Below are 19,737 nucleotides of genomic sequence, written 5' to 3' on the forward strand. Positions count from 1 at the left end.
TACCTTTCGCCCGTTCGACTGTCCACAGCCCAGCAAAGCAAGAAGGGAGACACGTTGCGTGCCTCCCCTCTCAAATGTCATCCGATCCGGCGATCAGGCTTCGATGATGTCGTCATCCCCGGCACCCGGCGGCATGTCGAATTCCAGACCATGCGCGGCCCGAATCTTGTCTTCGATATCCAGCGCCATGGCGGTGTTCTCGCGCAGGAATTGCTTGGCGTTCTCACGCCCCTGCCCGATCCGCTCGTCACCATAAGAGAACCACGCGCCGGATTTTTCGACGATCCCCGCCTTCACACCCAGGTCGAGAAGCTCGCCCATCTTGGAAATGCCTTCGCCATACATGATGTCGAATTCCACCTGTTTGAACGGCGGCGCGACCTTGTTCTTGACGATCTTGACCCGCGTGGCGTTGCCGACGACCTCATCCCGGTCTTTCAGCGCGCCAATCCGGCGGATGTCCAGCCGGACGGAGGAATAGAATTTCAGCGCGTTACCGCCCGTCGTGGTTTCCGGGCTGCCGAACATAACGCCGATCTTCATCCGGATCTGGTTGATGAAGATCACCATGCAATTCGACCGGCTGATCGATCCGGTCAGTTTGCGCATGGCCTGGCTCATCAGGCGGGCCTGAACACCCACGCTGGAATCGCCCATATCGCCTTCGAGTTCGGATTTCGGCGTCAGCGCGGCCACGGAATCGACCACGACCATGTTCACCGCGCCGGACCGCACCAGCGTATCGGTGATTTCAAGCGCCTGTTCGCCCGTATCGGGCTGCGAGATCAGCAATTCGTCCAGATCGACGCCCAGCTTGCGGGCATATTGAGGATCCAGCGCGTGTTCCGCGTCGACGAAGGCGCATACGCCGCCGTTTTTCTGCTGTTCGGCGATGCAATGCAGCGTCAGCGTGGTCTTACCCGACGATTCCGGGCCGTAAATCTCGACGATCCGGCCCATCGGCAGCCCGCCAATGCCAAGCGCGATATCAAGCCCCAGCGATCCGGTGGAGCTGGCCTTGATGTCCTGCGTCGCGCCTTCCTGCCCCAGCTTCATGATGGAGCCTTTGCCGAATTGACGCTCAATCTGGGCCAACGCGCTGTCGAGCGCCTTTTGTTTGTCGGCGTTTTGCTTGTTGTTCATGGTCAAAAGATCTGCCGTTGCCATTCTGGTTGTCCTTTATTGTCACACCCTGAGGGGGGCGGCAATCACTGCCTATGTTCGCCTCTTGTTCTCTATGCGATCAAAAGGAGAACATTTCAATACAATTCTACATATACTGACTTTGCGAGAGACATATTAAGGATGTGTTATCTGAGTTCCGCTATTGCGAAGAAGAGGCTCAGATGCTTGTTTTTACGCGCGAAAATCTTGTTTTCCTTGCGGTTCCCAAGACGGGGAGCACCGCTTACGAAATCGCGCTGCGCGATCGGGCGGATATGGTGATTTCCAACCCGCCGGAACTGAAACATGCGCCCGTCTATCGGTATAACAGATTCTTTCGGCCCATGCTGACATCCGTCTGCGGCACCGATCCGGAGCTTTTGGCAGTCATCCGGGAGCCGATCTCGTGGCTGGGCAGTTGGTATCGCTATCGGCGCCGTTCGTTCCTGAACGGCAAGCCGACCAGCACGCAAGGGATGTCGTTTGACGCCTTCGTGACCGATTACCTGAAGGGCCAGCGCCCCCCACATGCGGATGTCGGCAGTCAAACCCGGTTCCTGCGCGCCCAGCCCAACGGGTGCCGCGTCTCGCATCTGTTTCGCTACGAAGAACCGCATGCGCTCAACACATTTCTAGCCGGTCGTTTGGGCGTTCAGGTTGTGACGGAAAGCATGAATGTCTCGCCCGATCATTCCCTCACGCTCGACCCTGCTGTCGAAGCCAAGCTGCGGCGCAAATTCGCTGCCGATTTCGCGCTGCATGAAACGCTGGATGTCTCGCAACTGTAACGGCGGTCAGTGCAGTTGGCGATGCACCGTTTCGGCCAGATCGGTCAACGAGAACGGCTTGGGCAGAAATACCGAATTCGGGATGCGCGACTGTGTCTCGCCAAAACTATCTTCGGCATAGCCAGAGACGAACACAACCCGGGTATCGGGCCGCTCTTTCAACGCTTGTTGCACCCAGGATGGGCCATCCATACCCGGCATCACCACATCGGTCACAAAGACATCGATGCTGAGCGAAGGATCGCTAAGCGTTTCCAGCGCCGCTTCCGCGCTGTCGGCCTCCAACACGGTGTAGCCGCGCATACGCAGCGCGCGGCTGGCAAAGGCGCGCACGGGGGCTTCGTCTTCTACCAGCAGGATCACGCCTTCGGCATGTGCGGGTGTGACTTTCTGTTCCACCGCGACAACATCGGCTTCGACCGTTTCCTCCTGCGCGTCCTGCGCGGGAAGATAGATGGTGAAGGTGGTGCCTTTGCCGACGATACTATCGACGAAAATGAAGCCGCCGGTCTGCTTTACGATACCATAGGCAGTCGACAGGCCGAGCCCGGTGCCCTCATCCGTCCGTTTGGTCGTATAGAACGGCTCAAACACCTTTTGCAGCTTGTCGGGCGGGATGCCGATGCCCTCATCGGACACGGTCACGCAAACATATGTTCCCGCCGCCACAGTGGCATTGTCGCGCACCATCGGCTCCGACAGTTCGGCATATTCGCAGGTCACGCGGATCTGCCCGCCTTCCGGCATCGCGTCGCGCGCGTTCACCACGAGGTTCATCAGAACCTGTTCCAACTGGCGCTTATCGGCGCGGATCGGCGGCAGAACCGGATCATAGCTTGTGTGCAACGACACCCGTTCCCCGACAAGACGATTCAGTAGATGCGTCAGATCGGCAAGCGTGTCGCGCATGTCGATTGTCTTGGGGCGCAGGGTCTGCTTGCGCGAGAAGGCGAGCAACTGGCTGACCAGCGCCGCCGCGCGGTTGGCGTTCTGGTTGATTTGAACCAGATCGGCGTAATCGGGATCGCCTTGGTCATGGCGCAGCAACAGAAGGTCACAATGGCCGGAAATCGCGGTGAGCAGGTTGTTGAAATCATGGGCGACGCCGCCCGCCAATTGCCCGATCGCCTGCATCTTCTGGCTTTGTACGAATTGCGCCTCAAGCGTTTTCAACTCGGTCGCATCGTTAAGAACGGCAATCAGCGCAGGACCATCGGCGGTGTCGACCGGGGTCAACGTCACCTGCACGAACACCTCTTTATCCGCGCGCCGCAGCCGCAGAAATTCGGAGTTCTGCCCGGCACGGCGATCCAAGGTATCGCGCAGCCAATCGCGAATGGACCGGCCAAGCCCCTCCATCAGATCCGACAGCAGCACGCCGGAGCGCAATTCATCGCCCAACAAAAACTTGGCGGACGAATTGTAAGTCAGGACATCGCCACTGGGCGACACGCGCAGCAATGGTACGGGCAGTTCTTCGATCGCCTGCCAACCTTCCGTGTGCTGCGGGTTGTCTATGGGCAGGAAATAGAGCGCCCGGCGCCCTGCCCCCGCATCGATTTCACAAGGCGTAACCGTGACACGGCCCGTATCGGTCGAGATATCCGTCGGAACGCCCTGGCGCATATTCGGGTCCAGCAAAACACGGTCCAGCGATTTGACACGTCGCCCGATCAGCGCGCGCGCCGCCTCGTTCATGGACAAGATCGCGTCATTGCGCCCCAGCATCAGCATCGGCAATTGCGGCGCGGCAGAGCGTGTGGCCACGGCCTTTTCCTGCAAATCCTCAAGCCGCCAAACAAGGCGATTATCGCTCATCCGATGCACGGACAGGCGAACATGCCCCTTGCGCGTCACGATCTCTTCCCGGGCGGCACCCGCATCAGAGACCGCGCCCTGCAACCGGTTGAGGATCGGCGACGGGTTCGCGAATATCTGCTTCAACGTGCCGCCCAGCGTGTCACTGACCCGGCCATCGCAGCGCACGCGCGCTGCACGGTTTGTAAACAGAACAACGCCATCCTCATCCGTAATGAAGCTTGGCAGCACGTCTTCGGATATGAAATTCGCAAGCGACGTTTCTTCGACCCGGTCCGACAGGTCGATGCGCCACCACAGAATGACAAACACGCCAAGCAGCGCGACAAGAACACTGGCCGACGTGATAATACCGATACGCGGCAATCCCGCAGGCGCGAGAAACGCTATCGCGACCATCGCAACGGTCGCCAACATAAGGCCGCGACGCCTGGACCGCGCATGACGCGCCAGATCCAGAAGGTGTTTTCCGCGACCAGCAACGAGTTGCATACCTGTCCCCACGTTGATTCGTTGTCACGTATTACGCGCCGCGTTTGGTTAATTCCTACTTAACCTGCGACACGCTAACGCAGAATAACCAATCATGGGTCACTAGTCGAATGCGTTCTCCCGCATAAATTGAACCAGATAGAAGCCATCTCCGTCTGGCGTCACGGTCCAATGGTGCTCTTGATGCACAGCCCACCCATCGAAATTGGCAAGAAACCAATCCTTTTGGACCTCGTTTTCCTCGGCAAGGATCGAACAGGTCGCATAACAGATGCGCCCCTGCGCAGAAGCAAGCGGCACAGTTTGCATCAATACATCACGTTGGATCGCTTGAAGTTCGGCCAGACGTTCCCGCGTCAATCGCCACTTGGCATCTGGCGCACGCCGCCATGACCCGGAACCGGAACATGGCGCATCGATCAGAATGATATCAAAGCCCGCCGGTTTCAAATGCGCCCGGTCGCGCATGATCCGCACTTGCGCGCCAGCACGCTCCGCCCGTTGCGGAAGATCCTTCATCCGCCCGGCATCAATATCATGCGCGGTCACGACCTTGCCAGAGCGTGCCGCCAGCGCGAGGGTCTTGCCCCCACCGCCGGCGCAGAAATCCAGGATGTGATCCGACCGGGACAAATCCAGCGCTTCGACGACGGCTTGGCTGGAGGCGTCCTGCATCTCGAACAGGCCCTCTTGGAATTCCGGCAAATTGGTCAGGCCACCGCGATCCTGAACCAGCGTCAACGCGGCCTCCGCCAGAGGGTTCTCCCGCAGGTCGACCCCGGCGCGGGTCAACCGATCCATCAGCGCGGGCCGCGTCGTCTTTTGCAGGTTCGTCCGCAGCGTGATCGGCCCGCGATGAGACAGCGCACGCGCTTGCTGCAGAGCTACGTCATGGCCCATCGCGTTGGAAAGGCTTTCAAAAATCCACGCGGGCATATCGGGATCGTCCGATGGCGGTGCCGTGATGGCTGCGCGTTCCTCGTCCGTCAGCGGGTGCGGGGCGTGTCTTTCGCCGGTGAACACCGTGTCGAGAGGAATTTCCTGCGCCACGCAGGCGCCAATCATCAGCGAACGCCCCGAAGCGCCGCATGAGGTTTGGCCCGCAATCGATTGAAAAGACGACAGGTTTCTGATCGAGTGGTAGACGTGATCGCGCACCGCCGCACGGTCCTTGGACCCGGCGAACCGGCTGCGCCGTGCCCAGCTGGTCAAGGCCTTTTCGGCCGCGGCGCCACCTACGATCTCATCGAGAACCTCGATGGCCGCCGCAATCCTCGCTTCCGGACGCATATCACATCACACGGTAGTTTGGGCTCTCACGGGTGATCTGCACGTCGTGTACGTGGCTTTCCTTGAGACCGGCACCGGTGATCTTCACAAACTGGCAGTTGGACCGCATCTGATCGACCGTCGCGCAGCCGGTATAGCCCATGGCCGCACGCAGGCCGCCGACCAATTGGTGGATGACCGCCCCGGCCGAGCCTTTGTAAGCGACCTGGCCTTCGATCCCCTCGGGGACGAGCTTGTCCGATGCGGCGGATTTCTGGAAATAGCGGTCCGCTGATCCGCGCGCCATCGCACCAAGGCTGCCCATACCGCGATAACTTTTGAAGCTACGGCCTTGATACAGAATGATTTCCCCGGGGCTTTCATCTGTGCCCGCGATCATCGAACCGACCATGGCGCAGGACGCGCCCGCCGCAATCGCCTTGGCAAAATCGCCCGAGAATTTGATGCCGCCATCCGCGATAACCGGAACGTCGCCCGCCGCCGCTGCGCAATCCATGATCGCGGTAAGCTGCGGCACGCCGACACCCGCGACCATCCGCGTGGTACAGATGGAGCCCGGCCCGATCCCAACCTTGATCGCGTCCGCGCCCGCATCGATCAGAGCGCGCGTAGCCTCTGCCGTTGCCACGTTGCCGGCGACGACCTGCACCTCGTTGGACAGCGATTTCGCGCGGCGGACCGCCTCGGCAACGCCGGCGCTATGACCATGCGCCGTATCGATCACGACCATGTCCACACCGGCATCCACCAGCGCCTCGGACCGCTCAAAACCGGCATCTCCGACAGTGGAGGCCGCAGCAACGCGCAGACGCCCCAGCTGGTCCTTGCAGGCCGTCGGGTTCAGAACCGCTTGTTCAGTGTCCTTCAGTGTCAACAAGCCGGTCAGAATACCATCCGTGTCGGTGATCAGCAGCTTTTCGATCCGGCGCGCCTTCATCAGGCTGATCGCCTCGTCCCGGTCCGCCGGTTCCTTGAGGATTGCAAGATTCTCCGTGGTCATCATCGCCTTGACCGGCGTATCGTCGCGTTCTGCAAACCGCATGTCGCGATTTGTCACAATGCCCAGGATGCGGCGTTGGCTATCGACGACAGGAAAGCCGGAAAACCCGTACCGTTCCATCAGCGCCTTGGCATCTGCCAAGGTCTGATCGGCGGTCAGCGTCACCGGGTTGTAGACGATCCCGCTTTCAAAGCGCTTCACCCGGCGCACTTCGCGCGCCTGCTCTTCGATGGTCAGGTTACGATGGACGACGCCCATACCGCCCGCTTGGGCCATGGCAATGGCCATACGCGCTTCGGTCACCGTATCCATGGCGGAGCTCAAAAGCGGTATGTTCAGAGAAATCGTCCGGGTCACACGCGTGCGTGTGTCAGCGGTTGCGGGAAGCACGTCAGACGCGCCCGGAACCAAAAGTACATCGTCAAAGGTAAGGGCCTCACGAATCTCCATGCGCAGTCCTCTCAGCGGAGCCTCATTTGGCGCTTCCCTATTACACGGGCGCGCCGCGAGGGAAAGCCCAATTGCACATCGCGCCCTCCACAGCCTAGGGTGCGCCCATCAAAATCGGAGGTCAGACCATGTCCAACAGCTATGATTCCGGGCGGCTTGACCTTCCATTTGTCGGCATCGCCACCTTCGGCAAGCGCCCCTATCAGCCCGATTGGTCTGCCCTGGACGCCGATATCGCCATTCTGGGCGCGCCTTTCGATTTCGGCACCCAGTGGCGGTCCGGGGCCCGGTTCGGGCCGCGCGCGGTGCGGGAGGCGTCGACCCTGTTCAGTTTTGGCCACGCTGGCGCCTATGACCACGAAGATGATGCGATCTACCTGCCCGGTTCAGTCAAGATCGTGGATATGGGGGACGCCGATATCGTTCACACCGACACCGAAAAAAGCCACGCCAATATCGAAACCGGTGTGCGCGCCGCCCTCGCCGCCAAAGCGTTGCCGGTGGTGATTGGCGGCGACCACTCGATCAACATCCCCTGCTTGCGCGCCTTTGATGACCAAGGCGCCATTCACGTGGTGCAAATCGACGCGCATCTGGATTTCGTGGATGAACGGCACGGTGTGCGGCACGGCCACGGGAACCCGATGCGCCGCGCTGCGGAACATGGCTATGTGACGGGACTGACGCAGATCGGCATTCGCAACGTGTCCTCCACCGCGCGCGAAGGGTACGAGGATGCCCGCGCGATGGGGTCGGATATCCTGTCTGTGCGGCAAGCCCGCGCGCTTGGCCCCGCAGCGACGATTACACGGATTCCCATGGGCGCGCGAGTCTATGTCACCATCGATATCGACGCCTTCTGCCCCTCCATCGCACCGGGCACCGGCACACCGTCTCATGGCGGGTTCCTCTATTACGACGTGCTGGAAATGCTACAGGACCTCGCCAAGCGGCACGAGATCGTCGGCGTCGATCTGGTTGAGGTCGCGCCGGATTACGACCCGACCGGCTCCACCGCGATCCTTGCTGCGCAGATTTTGCTGAATTTCCTCGGTTTCATCTTCCACGAACGACAGAAGTGACGCGCGCGGGCTGCATTTTGCCGCCATTCAGCTTTCGCTTTGCCGCCAAGAGCCTATGTTGCCGGAAATGCCAAGCTCAGGGACGCGCATGGAACACGATCCTCTCGTCATTTTCACCCCTTCCGGAAAACGCGGGCGCTTTCCCGTCGGCACACCGATCCTGACCGCCGCGCGCCAGCTTGGCGTCGATCTGGATTCCGTCTGCGGGGGGCGCGGCATCTGTTCGAAATGTCAGATCACCCCATCCTATGGCGAGTTTTCCAAGCATGGCGTGACCGTGGCCGAAGACGCGCTGTCCGAATGGAACGCGGTCGAACAGCGTTACAAGGACAAGCGCGGCTTGAAGGACGGGCGCCGCCTTGGCTGTCAGGCGACCGTACTGAAAGACATCGTGATTGATGTGCCGCCAGAAAGCCAGGTGCACAAACAGGTCGTGCGCAAGGCCGCGACGGCCCGTGCGATCACCATGGATCCGGCCACGCGGTTGTATTTCGTCACCGTGCAGGAACCCGATATGCACGAGCCCACCGGCGATCTGGAGCGGCTGAAGTCAGCCCTGTCAGAACAGTGGGAAATCAACGGGTTGATCTGCGATCCTCATGTTCTGCGTAAACTGCAGCCGGTGCTGCGCAAAGGCAAGTGGCAGGTGACCGTCGCGCTGAACAAGGGTCACGCCGACGACACCCATCGTCTGGTCGAGATCTGGCCGGGCCTGCACGAGGGCGGGCTTTACGGGCTTGCCATCGACCTTGGTTCAACCACCATCGCCGCGCATCTGTGCGATCTGGTGAGTGGCGAGGTCATCGCCTCCGCCGGTGTGATGAACCCACAAATCCGCTTTGGCGAAGACCTGATGAGCCGGGTCAGCTACGCCATGATGAACCCCGGCGGCGATCTGGAAATGACCAGCGCGGTGCGGGACGCGATCAACACCCTGGCCCGCGACATCGCGCGCGAGGCGGATATCTCGCCGGAATTAATCCTCGAAGCCGTTTTCGTCTGCAACCCGGTCATGCACCATCTGCTCTTGGGCATCGACCCGGTGGAATTGGGCCAAGCCCCCTTCGCGCTCGCGACCTCCGGCGCGCTGTACCTGGGTGCCCGCGATCTTGATCTGGATGCGCTCAATTCCGGTGCGCGCATCTATATCCTGCCCTGCATTGCCGGGCATGTCGGGGCGGATGCCGCTGCCGTCGCGCTGTCCGAAGAACCGGGCAAATCCGAAGACCTTGTGCTGGTGGTCGATGTGGGCACCAATGCGGAAATCCTGTTGGGCGACACATCCCGCGTGCTGGCCTGTTCCTCGCCGACCGGACCCGCCTTCGAGGGCGCGCAGATCAGTTCCGGTCAGCGGGCCGCGCCCGGCGCCATCGAACGGATCGAGATCGACCCGGACACCAAAGAGCCGCGCTTCCGCGTGATCGGCTGCGAGCTTTGGTCAGATACGCCGGGTTTCGTGCAGGAAACAGCTGTGACCGGTATTACGGGCATCTGCGGCTCTGGCATTATCGAAGCGGTTGCGGAAATGCGCATGGCGGGGATCCTGGACGCGGCGGGCCTGATCGGCAGCGCCGCGCAAACCGGAACAGACCGGTGCACGCCGCAAGGCCGGACGCATGAATATGTGATCCACGACGCCAGCTCCGATGGCGGACCGCGCATCACCGTCACCCAAGGTGATATTCGCGCGATCCAGCTTGCGAAATCGGCGCTCTATGCGGGCGCGCGTCTGTTGATGGACGAACGCGGGGTGGATCATGTGGACCGCGTGGTTCTGGCCGGTGCCTTCGGAGCGCATATCTCGCCGAAACATGCGATGGTCCTGGGGATGATCCCGGATGTGCCGCTGGACAAGGTCACCAGTGCTGGCAATGCGGCGGGCACCGGGGCGCGGATCGCCCTGTGCAATGCCGCCGCGCGGGCGCAGATCGAAGAAACGGTCACGCAGATCACCAAGGTCGAAACCGCGATCGAGCCTCGGTTCCAAGAGCATTTCATCAACGCCTCGGCCATTCCGAACGCGGTCGATCCGTTTCCACATCTGGCACAGGTCGTGGCCTTGCCCGATGTCAGCTTCAACAGCGGAAGTGGCGGCGATGCAGGTGCCAGTGGGGGCCGCCGACGTCGCAGACGTGGCTGAAACGGCTCAAAACAGCTCCAGATCGTTGCCAACCGGCGCGGCGGCCGGTTTCGGCGGCGCCACGGGTTCGGGCGGCGTTTCCGTCAGCAAACGCATATTGACCCGTCCGGTCGCGCCCCAGAACCGCAAGGCACGCGCTGATGTTCCGCCAACGGATGAATTGATACAGGCGATATTTTCCTGCTTCAGGAAATCGAAGGCAAACCGTGCATTGTCTTCCCCGATCTGAGTCGCCGTCTCCAGCATCTGCGCACCGCCAAAGACCTTGGCCTTCAGGTTTTCACGTCGCCCGCCATTCTTGATGATCGCGTTGATCAGAACTTCCATCTCGGCCACGCCCGCCATGTCATAGCCGGAGCCGCTGCCGATTTTCTGCCCGGCCAGCAAAAGATGGTTCATCCCGCCCACGCCCACAGTGTCATCCCACAGACAACACGCCACGCAAGACCCCAGCAAGGTCGAGATGATTGTATCGGGATCATCGGTGATGGCATGTTCGCCCTGAACGATCAGTTTCGTTTGCCCGGCGGGTGCGATTCCGGTAAGTGAGGTCATTCGCTATATCCTTCCGGCTGATTGCGCTTTCATACGGCTGGCGATGCGTTGTCCGATCTCATCGGGAGAAAGCGCCAAATCCGCCGCCCCCAATTCATATGCGGCGCGCGGCATTCCGTAGACGACGCTGGTGGATTCGTTCTGTGTCATCGTGAAAAAACCTGCCTTCCTCAGTGCCAGTAGCCCGCGCGCGCCATCGTCGCCCATGCCGGTCATCACTGCCGCCGCACCCGATAGCCCCGCATCGGCTGCCGAGAGGAACAAATCGTCGACCGAAGGCCGGTACAAAACCTCGGCAGAGGGCGCGGCCAAAGCACAGGTGATCGTCCCGTCAGTGCGGCGGATCAACCGGGTGGACACGTCTTTACCGATGGCAATCACCGCCTGGCCGGGTTCCAGCGCCATCCCGTCCTGGGCAAGGGTGAAGCGGCGGCGATAGTTTTCATTCAGACGGCGCGTGAAACTGCGCAGGAAATTTTCCGGCATATGTTGCGCCAACACGATGGGGCACGCGATTTCATCGACCTCGCGCAGCACCCGTTCCAACGCCGTGACACCGCCGGTCGAGGCCCCGATCAGGATCACGTCACCGCGCCATTGCGCTTCGGGCGGTGGCACCAGTTCTTTGCGCGCGATGCGGCGGCCTGCTGCGCCCGGCTGAACCCGTGTATGCGCTGCCTGCAATACCCGTTCGCAAATCTGCACGGCAACATTCGGCGCGAAGGCAGAGCGCGGCTTTTCGATGCAATCCACCGCGCCCAGCGACAATGCCTCAATCGCCTCGCGGCTGCCCGCCTCTGTCAGGGCAGACACCATGACCACAGGAAGCGGATGATGGATCATCAGGCGCGACAGGAATTCCAGCCCGCTCATGCCCGGCATATTAACATCCAGCGTCATCACATCGACCTGCAGGTGATCCAGCATCCTGCGCGCTTCCGAGGCGCAACTCGCCTCTCCCACGACCTCAAGCCGTTCATCCTGTTCCAGCACGAAGCGCAACCAGCGCCGGATGCTGCGGGAGTCATCGACGATCATAACGCGGGTGGGCATATGCTGTATCGGACCACCATCCATTCGTGCCAAATCCCGTCCCTCAGTGCCGAAGCCGTCTCGCGCCGTGTCTAGACCGGCGTTCTTCAACATGGTGTTAATGCGTCCATGGATTTTTCCTTCAATAAGCTAGATCAGACAACAAGACGGCGCGGCCCATACCGGGGTGTGAAACCGGCGCGCCGGACAAGTTGCGCCTTTACACTCGGACGGCGGGACACGAGGTTGCGCGGCGACATGACGGAACGTGGACAGGACGTGGATAGGTGATGATTTTCGAACCAGATGGCTCCAACACGCGGGATTTGCGCGATTGTTTTGCGCGGTTCACGACCGGCGTCACCATTGTCACCTGCCCTTCGGAACACGGCCCCGTTGGCATGACCGCAAACAGCTTTTCGTCGATCTCTCTCGATCCACCGCTGGTCTTGTGGGCCGCCTCGCGCAAATCGCGCCGGTTCGCGGCCTTTGACGCGGCGCCGAAATTTGCCATTCATGTGCTATCGGCAGCGCAAAAAGACCTGTGCGATCTGTTCGCCAAGGATGGCTTTGCGCTGCGCGACATCGCCCATGACACGAACGCGGCAGGCGTGCCTTTGCTGGCCGATTGTCTGGCCTGTTTCGAATGCACCCGGACCGATATTCACCCTGCCGGCGATCACGCGCTGATCCTGGGCAAAGTCACCCGTGCGCGCTGGCAAAAAGGGGACGCGCTGGCCTTCTTCGCCAGCGAATTCACCACCGTCGCCCAGCCCTAGGCACCGGGCGCGCGTCACTGGGCGCCGGACGATCAATTGACGGCGCCACCAAAGCCGTGCAACAGCTTGTTTGGGTGTGAAATCAGGATCAACAGGTGACCCGCAAAGCACTGTCTCTCAGCGGCGAATGGACGGGGGTGTTCGACTATGCGAACACGCCGGATGAGGCCGTGACCTTCACTGCCAGCCTGACAGATGTGGCCGGCGTGATCTGGGGCACTACCTGCGAGCGCAACAGCTTTTCCCCCATCGCGGCGCGGGATTTGTCGGCATCGCTGTCGGGAATGCGGTCCGGCTATGAGGTGCGGTTTCGTAAGGAATACATGGGCGATGTGCCGGGCGGCGAAGATATAATCTCTTACGTCGGGCATGTCTCCGAAGACGGCAACCGCATTTCCGGCGATTGGCGCATTGCCATCCCCGGCGTGAATGTCAGCGGCCCCTTCGTGATGAACCGTGTCCGGGGCACGCGCGCGCAGATCCGGGTGACAACCAGCGTCAGCGCCTTGATCGAACGCGGCTGACCCCGGCGGGCAGTCGCCCCCACGAAAAGATGCGCCCCGGAAAATGACGCGTTGACACCGCCGCCCCCGATATATTTCACTGTCCGAAACAAATAGGGGGGACTGGTCATGTATCTCGGCCTTGATCTGGGGACATCCGGCTTGCGCGCGCTTCTTGTAAGCGAAAACGGGGATGTTCTGGCGGAGGAAGAAGCCAAATACGGCACGCAGACACCGCATCCCGGCTGGTCGGAGCAGGACCCGCAGGATTGGGTCACGGCCTGCGAAACCGTTATGGGCAACTTGCGGCAGGCGTATCCCGACAAGGTTGCGGCGCTGCGCGGTATCGGGCTGAGCGGTCAGATGCATGGCGCGACGCTTCTGGACGCCGATCACAATGTGCTGCGTCCCGCGATGCTGTGGAACGACACGCGCGCGGCGCAAGAGGCACAGCGCCTCGACCAGGCGCCGCATATGCGCGAGATCACCGGGAATATCGTCTTTCCAGGCTTCACCGCGCCGAAACTCGATTGGGTCCGCAGCAATGAGCCAGAACTTTTCGACAAGGTTGCGCTGGTGCTGCTGCCCAAGGATTACCTGCGGCTCTGGCTGACCGGAGAGGCGATCAGCGATATGTCCGACAGCGCGGGAACCGCGTGGTTCGACACCGGCGCGCGCGATTGGTCCGATGCTGCGCTGGCCGAAGGGCATATGCGCCGCGATCAGATGCCCGCCTTGGTCGAGGGCGCGGCCCCCGGCGGTCAACTGCGCGGCGATCTACGCGCGGCCTGGGGCATCAGCGGCCCCGTGGTGCTTGCGGGCGGCGGCGGCGACAACGCGGCGGCGGCCTGCGGTGCGGGGTGTTTCGCGGAAGGCAGCGGCTTTGTATCGCTTGGGACGTCTGGTGTCTTGCTGGCTGCGCGCAGCAGTTACGCCCCCGCCCCCGCAACCGCCGTTCACAGCTTTTGTCACGCAGTGCCAGAGCGTTGGTATCAGATGGGCGTTATCCTTGCCGCGACCGACTGCCTGAACTGGCTGTCGCGCGTGACGGGGCAACCCCCAGCGGCGCTTGCCGGCACCCTGCCCGCGCAGATCGCTGGCCCCTCTACGCTGACGTTCCTGCCGTACCTGTCAGGGGAAAGAACCCCGCATAACGATCCGGCGATCCGTGGGTCTTTCGTTGGGCTGGATATCAGCCACGACCAAGCAGAGCTGACGCAAGCCGTGATGGAAGGGGTTGCCTTCGCCCTGCGCGACAGTCTGGATGCGCTCAGCGTGACCGGCGCGCGGCTTGAAACCTTGCTGGCCATCGGCGGCGGTGCGCAGTCTGAATTCTGGCTGGATACGCTCGCCTCGGTGTTGAACCTGCCGCTGGACCTGCCCGAAGGCGGCGCGTTCGGCGCGGCGCTGGGCGCGGCGCGGCTGGCCATATGCGCGGTGACGGGGGCGCAACCCGAAGACGTGATGACCGCCCCGCCCATCGCCCGCCAGATCTTGCCGCGCGCGGACCTCACCGATGCCTATGCCGCCGCGCATGACCGCTACCGCGCGCTTTATCCGGCGATCCGGGGCGCGTTCCAGTGACGGCGGGCCGCAAGATCGGCCACCTAACCCTGCAAGACGGCGATATGCGTGTCGGCCTCTTGGATCATGGCGCGGTAACGCAATTCTGGCAGGTGGGCGACAGGGCGCTGATCCTTGGCTATGCCGATCCGGAGGATTACCGACAGGACCCATTCTATCTGGGCGCGATCGTGGGCCGTGTGGCAAACCGCATCGGCGGGGCGCATTTCCCAATAAATGGGACAGAGGTCGAATTGCCCGCAAATGATGGCCCGCATCACCTGCATGGCGGCCCGCAAGGGCTGTCGACCCGGCACTGGGAGATGGAGCGTCTGGACCCCACCCGCGCGCGGCTGTTCTACCGATCCGAAGATGGCGAAAGCGGCCATCCCGGCGCGGTGGAATTCGAGATCGCGGTGGAACTATGCGCGCCGCGGCTGCGCTATACCCTGCGCGCGCGGCCAGAGCGCGAGATGCCCATCAGCCTTGCGCAGCACAATTACTATACGCTGGGCCAGCCGAAGGTCATTGACGACCTCTGCCTTCAACTGCCTGCCGATACGATGTTGGAAAGACGCCGCGATGGGATCGTGACAGGCGCGCGGCTGCCCCTGACAGGCGGGAAAGACAGCTTTGCCGAACCGGTCAGGATCGGTGCCCGGCAAATGGACGACTTCTACCTGTTCCGTGCGGCCCCCACGCCATCGCACCCGGCCCCGGTGGCGCAGATCACCGCACCGCAAGGCCATGGGCTGCGGTTTTCCTCGGACCAGCCGGGCGCGCAAATCTATACCGGTGACGGGCTGGGCGCACCGTTTGGCCCCCGTGCGGGGCTGTGTGTCGAACCGTCGGGCTTTCCCAACGCGGTGAATTGCCCCGGTTTTCCATCGGTGATCTACGGGCCGGACCGCCCCTATTCCCAAGTGCTGGAGATCGAGTACCAGCCATGAGGTTCCTCTTTGCCCTGCTGTTGATCGCTGCCCGCGCCGGAGCGCAAGACCTTGGCCCGCCGCCCCAATTCGCGCCTGTCGATCCGCTGCGTGCGGAACTGGGGCAATTGCTGTTCTACGATCCGATCCTGTCGGGCAATCGCAATATCTCGTGCGCGACCTGCCACCACCCCCGCTTTGGCACCGCCGACGGGGTGGCGCTGGGCCTTGGCGAAGGCGGTCACGGGCTGGGGCCCGCGCGGCGCGCAACGCACACCAACCAGCCCGAAGAGCGTATCCCGCGCAATGCGCCCGGCCTTTGGAACCTCGGCGCGGCCGAATTCACCACCATGTTCCATGACGGCCGGCTGGAGGCGGACCCGGACCAGCCCGGCGGCATCCGAACGCCCTTGGGTCAAGACATGGTCAGCGGCTTTGACAGCGTGCTGTCGGCGCAAAGCATGTTTCCGGTCCTCTCCGGGGACGAAATGGCCGGGCAATATTCCGAGAACGAGATCAGCCGCGCGGTGCGCCAGGGCCTTCTGGCCCAGCCCGGGGGCGCGTGGGACAGGCTGGCGGCGCGGGTGGCGGCAATCCCCGCATATGCGGAACGGTTTGCCGCCCTCGATGGCCCGGACCAAAAGATCACCTTCACCGCGATTTCCAATCTTCTGGCTGATTTCATCCGCTTTGAATGGCGTGCCGATAACAGCCTTTTCGATCAGGCGATGCGCGGCACGGCTGACCTGCCAGAGGCCGCCGCGCGGGGCATGGCGCTGTTTTACGGCAAGGCGGGCTGCGCGCGCTGCCATGCCGGATGGTTCCAGACCGATCACCGATTTCACGCGATAGCCATGCCGCAATTCGGCCCCGGCAAGCGCGCCCGGTTCGAGGACCACGCCCGCGATACCGGACGGATGCGCGTGACGGGCGATCCGGGCGATGCCTTTGCCTTTCGCACGCCCTCGCTTCGGAATGTGGTGCTGACTGCGCCTTACGGGCATAGCGGTGCCTACCCAACGCTGCGCGGGGTCATTCGCCATCACGCCGATCCGGTCGCCGGTTTGCAGGGATATGACCGCACCAAGGCCGCGCTGCTGCCGCTGGATGGGGCCGAGGATTGGCACATCATGGACAGCGCAGAGGAACGCGCGCGCATCGCCGCCGCGAACCAGTTGCCGCCCACACAGATCAGCCCGGCAGAGGTCGATGATCTGATCGCCTTTCTGAACAGCCTCACCGATAATGCCGAACGGCTGGGTATTCCCGATACCGTGCCCAGCGGCCTTCCTGTGGACCGCTAGCGCGCCGGGTCGCGCGTTACCACCAGATGGTGGCCCGCCTCCACCTGCTGCCACGCGCCCACCCTGCCGTCGGGCCAGATCACCCGAAGCTGCGCCGAGGTCGCTTGGCCCAGCCCGAAATGCTCTGGCACCGCCTGCCCGCTCGCATGTCCACCGCCCAACGTAATTTCGCGCGTGTGCAACATGTCGCCCAGGCGCAACTCGATAAAGGCGCCGACAGCGCGCCGGTTTGGGGCGGGCGCGCGCAGCTCAACCGTCAGCCAAGCGCCAACCGGCCCGGTATTCTCATAAAGCTCGACCGGCGCTCGGCGATTGACCACCACCAGATCCAGCGCGCCGTCCCGGTTGAGATCGACAAGCGCCGCACCGCGAGAGCGTTCGAACGTGGCGATCCCCGCCTGCGCCGCAGCTTCGGCAAACGTGCCATCAGCGCCCTGTATCAAAAGCGAATTGGGATCGCGCATCGCGGCATCAGGCATTTGTTCCACATTGCCCTTGGCAACGAAGATGTCATCGCGCCCGTCATTATTCGCATCGCCCCATTGCGCGTGCCAGCCGGTCGAGGGACGACCATCCCCGCCCACATGCGGCCGATGCGCCGTGGTGCCGCGCGCATAGGTCACGTCCCGCCAGACCGGCCCACCGGGCGCTGGATCGAACTCCTGCAACTTTTGATCGCCCATGGAGGTCAAATATACCTCGGGGAAACCATCTCCGGTCACATCGCGCGAGGCTATGCCCATGCCCCACAGCCGATAGGTCTGCCAGCCCTCGCCCGCGACGAAAAGCTGCGCGGGATGTTCCATGCGCCACATCTGCTCTGCGCCGCCGCGCACATAGTAGTGCCGGTCATTGCTGATCCTCAAATCAGCGCGCCCGCTGCGGGACCAGTCGGAAAACAAGATCGACAGGGCGCAGTACCCCGGCTCCAACAGCTGCGGCGGGCCATAGCGGCCTGCCTTGGGACGATACAGCCGGCTGGCATCACAGGCCTCGAACGGGCCATCGGGATCGGCGCGGTCCACATAGGTGCCAAAGGCAAGCGTCGGCAGCGTCGCGCCCGCCTCCCATGTGGCTGAAAACGCCGTGGTCCAGTGGTCGCCGGACCGAAACCCCAGCCCTTCGAACGGGGTAAAGGCGCAATCGCCCTGCCCCTGCATCAGCATGTCCGGGCCAACCCGCAGGATCGCAAGGTCCAGAAGCCCGTCACTGTCGATATCAATGGGATAGGCCCCGGTGACGCCGGTCAACGCCAACGCGCTGGGCGTCTGGGCACGAAACGCCAAACCGCCATCTGCCGTCACGTTGCGCATCAGTTGCGCCGGATTGCTGCCACCCGCGAGATACAGTTCGGGCAGACCGTCGCCATCGCAATCGAAGACAGCCACGCCGCCGCCCACAAAATGTTCCCACCCGCCGGTATAGACATGTTCAGGCACCGCGCGCGGCGTGTATTCAGGCGCTTGCGCCGATGCCGCGCCCGCCAGACAGAGCGCAAGCGCGCTAAGCCGCATTTTGCGCCATGGTCTGGATCGTGCGCAGCGAAATCTGTTCGATCGCAAAGGTCGCCGCGCCGCGCGCCCACATCAGATCGCCCCATTGATGCACCCGGATATCCGGCAAAGGCGCGTCGATCCGCAGAACACTATTCTGGATCTTCTCTGTCACTTTCGGGCTGTGCAGATGGTCGAAACAGGTTTGCGCGCCTGACAGGATAATCAGTTCCGGATCAAACAGATTGATCATATTGGCCATTCCCAGCGCGAACATGTCACTGGCGCGGGTCAGTGCGTCTTGCGCGCGCGCATCGCCCGCCAGCGCGGCCTTCTGCACCAGTCCGATATCGGCAGGCGCATCCATCGCCGGCGTCAGCCCCGCCGCGCGGAGCACCGCATAATCGCCCAGATATGCCTCAAGACAGCCAGTCTGCCCACATTGGCACAGCGCACCATCCAGCGCGACCTTGGTGTGACCGAATTCGGCGCCGCACCCATGCACGCCCCGATAAATCTTGCCGTCGATCACGATGCCCATGCCGACGCCGTGCTCCACCGTGACAACAAGGAAATTGTCAACGCCGCGCCCTTCGCCCATCAGATGTTCGGCCTTGGCCACCAGATTGGCGTCGTTGTCGAAGAAAACGGGCCACGGCGCCCCTTCGGCGGGATCGGTCCCGAAATCCACGTTGCGGTCCGTCAGTGACGACGACCAATGCACGAAATTGGAGGTCGCATCGATCTGCCCGGCCAGCGCCACGCCGACCCCGGACAAATCCGCCGAAGCAATCCCGGCGCAGGCGCAGGCCGCCGCGACCGCGCGCGCGATTTCCTGCATCAAGCCGTCCGCTGTCATCCGCGCCGAGGGCAGATCCGTGTCGGCAGAGGCGATTTCCTTACCTTCGAAATCCGCAATCAGGACAGAGGCCCGGCGATGCGCGATCTTTACCCCGGCCACCAGATGTGCCTTGGCCCGCAACCGCAACAGCACGCGCGGACGGCCGCGCTTGACCGTGCCGCCAAGGTCTTGCGCCACCTCTTCGATCAGGCCCGCATTCATCAAGTCAGATGTTGCCGCGGTCACGGTCGCAGGGCTCAACCCGGTCTCTTGCGCGATGTCGATCCGGGCGATCTTTCCGACCCGGCGGATCGTCTCAAGCACGCGCCGCCGACCGACCCGTTTGAGATGTGTCGCGCCCGTCGCGCCGTCTGCCGGAGCCATTTCGCCCCTCCCTCCCTATGCGTTTATCCGTTCTACGCGATCCGGCGCCGAACGGGCAACAATATATTTTGACACGTAAATTAATAGTGCTAAGAAAGTTGCACGAGTCCCGCCATGACAGGTTTCACTG

Annotated in this window: 16 protein-coding genes; 8 read left to right on the forward strand and 8 right to left on the reverse strand. The window is 62.4% G+C overall.

The annotated features are described in order from the left end of the window. Positions 1–93: 93 nt before the first annotated feature. On the reverse strand, positions 94–1,167 hold the full coding sequence (gene recA / locus E4Z66_RS03120) for a recombinase RecA (RefSeq protein ID WP_136461469.1): 1,074 nt from the start codon (positions 1,165–1,167) through the stop codon (positions 94–96). 179 nt (positions 1,168–1,346) lie between these two features. On the opposite strand from recA, the gene E4Z66_RS03125 reads away from it, so the two are divergent. After that, positions 1,347–1,952: a sulfotransferase family protein gene (locus E4Z66_RS03125; RefSeq protein ID WP_136461470.1), complete on the forward strand. Its 606-nt coding sequence runs from the start codon at positions 1,347–1,349 to the stop codon at positions 1,950–1,952. Positions 1,953–1,958: 6 nt separating this feature from the next. On the opposite strand, the gene E4Z66_RS03130 is transcribed toward E4Z66_RS03125, so the two are convergent. The 3 genes from E4Z66_RS03130 to guaB form a co-directional block, all read right to left on the reverse strand. Then, entirely contained in the window at positions 1,959–4,187 is a 2,229-nt protein-coding gene (locus tag E4Z66_RS03130) for an ATP-binding response regulator (RefSeq protein WP_246035860.1), read from the reverse strand. Positions 4,188–4,364: 177 nt separating this feature from the next. Next, positions 4,365–5,474, reverse strand: coding sequence for an RsmB/NOP family class I SAM-dependent RNA methyltransferase (locus E4Z66_RS03135; RefSeq protein ID WP_246035861.1), 1,110 nt, complete (start codon positions 5,472–5,474; stop codon positions 4,365–4,367). Positions 5,475–5,553: 79 nt separating this feature from the next. After that, positions 5,554–7,002, reverse strand: a complete 1,449-nt coding sequence (guaB, locus tag E4Z66_RS03140) for an IMP dehydrogenase (RefSeq protein ID WP_136461473.1) — start codon at positions 7,000–7,002, stop codon at positions 5,554–5,556. Positions 7,003–7,130: 128 nt separating this feature from the next. On the opposite strand from guaB, the gene speB reads away from it, so the two are divergent. Both speB and E4Z66_RS03150 read left to right on the forward strand, forming a co-directional pair. Then, entirely contained in the window at positions 7,131–8,084 is a 954-nt protein-coding gene (gene speB / locus E4Z66_RS03145; protein ID WP_136461474.1) for an agmatinase, read from the forward strand. An 88-nt stretch (positions 8,085–8,172) separates the two neighbouring features. After that, entirely contained in the window at positions 8,173–10,224 is a 2,052-nt protein-coding gene (locus E4Z66_RS03150; RefSeq protein ID WP_136461475.1) for an ASKHA domain-containing protein, read from the forward strand. A gap of 6 nt (positions 10,225–10,230) precedes the next feature. Here E4Z66_RS03150 and E4Z66_RS03155 read toward each other — a convergent pair whose 3' ends face one another. Next, positions 10,231–10,779, reverse strand: a complete 549-nt coding sequence (locus tag E4Z66_RS03155; RefSeq protein ID WP_136461476.1) for a chemotaxis protein CheD — start codon at positions 10,777–10,779, stop codon at positions 10,231–10,233. 3 nt (positions 10,780–10,782) lie between these two features. Next, complete coding sequence (cheB, locus tag E4Z66_RS03160; RefSeq protein ID WP_168797705.1) at positions 10,783–11,832, reverse strand: chemotaxis-specific protein-glutamate methyltransferase CheB; 1,050 nt, start codon at positions 11,830–11,832, stop codon at positions 10,783–10,785. A gap of 269 nt (positions 11,833–12,101) precedes the next feature. Here cheB and E4Z66_RS03165 point away from each other — a divergent pair, with 269 nt between their 5' ends. The 5 genes from E4Z66_RS03165 to E4Z66_RS03185 all read left to right on the forward strand — a co-directional run bounded on the left by E4Z66_RS03165 (position 12,102) and on the right by E4Z66_RS03185 (position 16,889). Then, positions 12,102–12,590 carry a flavin reductase family protein gene (locus E4Z66_RS03165; protein WP_136461478.1) on the forward strand — a complete coding sequence of 163 codons (489 nt, stop codon included), beginning with the start codon at positions 12,102–12,104 and terminating at the stop codon, positions 12,588–12,590. Positions 12,591–12,685: 95 nt separating this feature from the next. Further along, positions 12,686–13,114 (forward strand): hypothetical protein, encoded by a 429-nt coding sequence (locus E4Z66_RS03170; RefSeq protein WP_136461479.1) that lies wholly within the window; start codon positions 12,686–12,688, stop codon positions 13,112–13,114. A 108-nt stretch (positions 13,115–13,222) separates the two neighbouring features. Then, positions 13,223–14,677 (forward strand): xylulokinase, encoded by a 1,455-nt coding sequence (gene xylB, locus E4Z66_RS03175; protein WP_136461480.1) that lies wholly within the window; start codon positions 13,223–13,225, stop codon positions 14,675–14,677. Then, positions 14,674–15,606, forward strand: a complete 933-nt coding sequence (locus E4Z66_RS03180; RefSeq protein WP_136461481.1) for an aldose epimerase family protein — start codon at positions 14,674–14,676, stop codon at positions 15,604–15,606. The genes xylB and E4Z66_RS03180 overlap by 4 nt, the downstream gene beginning before the upstream one ends. Then, the gene (locus tag E4Z66_RS03185) at positions 15,603–16,889 is read left to right on the forward strand and encodes a cytochrome-c peroxidase (protein ID WP_136461482.1); all 1,287 of its coding nucleotides are present in this window, start codon (positions 15,603–15,605) and stop codon (positions 16,887–16,889) included. The genes E4Z66_RS03180 and E4Z66_RS03185 overlap by 4 nt, the downstream gene beginning before the upstream one ends. Here E4Z66_RS03185 and E4Z66_RS03190 read toward each other — a convergent pair. Together E4Z66_RS03190 and E4Z66_RS03195 are read right to left on the reverse strand one after the other, a co-directional pair. Continuing rightward, positions 16,886–18,403 carry a CRTAC1 family protein gene (locus tag E4Z66_RS03190; protein WP_136461483.1) on the reverse strand — a complete coding sequence of 506 codons (1,518 nt, stop codon included), beginning with the start codon at positions 18,401–18,403 and terminating at the stop codon, positions 16,886–16,888. The two genes, E4Z66_RS03185 and E4Z66_RS03190, sit on opposite strands and share 4 nt — an antisense overlap. Beyond that, complete coding sequence (locus E4Z66_RS03195; protein ID WP_136461484.1) at positions 18,393–19,607, reverse strand: ROK family transcriptional regulator; 1,215 nt, start codon at positions 19,605–19,607, stop codon at positions 18,393–18,395. Before E4Z66_RS03195 ends, E4Z66_RS03190 begins: the two co-directional genes overlap by 11 nt. Positions 19,608–19,737 lie beyond the last annotated feature (130 nt).

This window comes from Aliishimia ponticola (assembly GCF_004803475.1).
GTDB classification, from domain to species: Bacteria; Pseudomonadota; Alphaproteobacteria; order Rhodobacterales; family Rhodobacteraceae; genus Aliishimia; species Aliishimia ponticola.

Excerpts from the sequence above, each read along its gene's own strand:
- speB (WP_136461474.1), top strand. The coding sequence starts at position 7,131 with ATGTCCAACAGCTATGATTCCGGGCGGCTTGACCTTCCATTTGTCGGC.
- xylB (WP_136461480.1), top strand. The coding sequence starts at position 13,223 with ATGTATCTCGGCCTTGATCTGGGGACATCCGGCTTGCGCGCGCTTCTT.
- cheB (WP_168797705.1), bottom strand. The coding sequence starts at position 11,832 with ATGCCCACCCGCGTTATGATCGTCGATGACTCCCGCAGCATCCGGCGC.
- E4Z66_RS03155 (WP_136461476.1), bottom strand. The coding sequence starts at position 10,779 with ATGACCTCACTTACCGGAATCGCACCCGCCGGGCAAACGAAACTGATC.
- E4Z66_RS03130 (WP_246035860.1), bottom strand. The coding sequence starts at position 4,187 with ATGTTGGCGACCGTTGCGATGGTCGCGATAGCGTTTCTCGCGCCTGCG.
- E4Z66_RS03190 (WP_136461483.1), bottom strand. The coding sequence starts at position 18,403 with ATGCGGCTTAGCGCGCTTGCGCTCTGTCTGGCGGGCGCGGCATCGGCG.
- E4Z66_RS03125 (WP_136461470.1), top strand. The coding sequence starts at position 1,347 with ATGCTTGTTTTTACGCGCGAAAATCTTGTTTTCCTTGCGGTTCCCAAG.
- recA (WP_136461469.1), bottom strand. The coding sequence starts at position 1,167 with ATGGCAACGGCAGATCTTTTGACCATGAACAACAAGCAAAACGCCGAC.
- E4Z66_RS03150 (WP_136461475.1), top strand. The coding sequence starts at position 8,173 with ATGGAACACGATCCTCTCGTCATTTTCACCCCTTCCGGAAAACGCGGG.
- E4Z66_RS03185 (WP_136461482.1), top strand. The coding sequence starts at position 15,603 with ATGAGGTTCCTCTTTGCCCTGCTGTTGATCGCTGCCCGCGCCGGAGCG.
- E4Z66_RS03165 (WP_136461478.1), top strand. The coding sequence starts at position 12,102 with ATGATTTTCGAACCAGATGGCTCCAACACGCGGGATTTGCGCGATTGT.
- E4Z66_RS03195 (WP_136461484.1), bottom strand. The coding sequence starts at position 19,607 with ATGGCTCCGGCAGACGGCGCGACGGGCGCGACACATCTCAAACGGGTC.
- guaB (WP_136461473.1), bottom strand. The coding sequence starts at position 7,002 with ATGGAGATTCGTGAGGCCCTTACCTTTGACGATGTACTTTTGGTTCCG.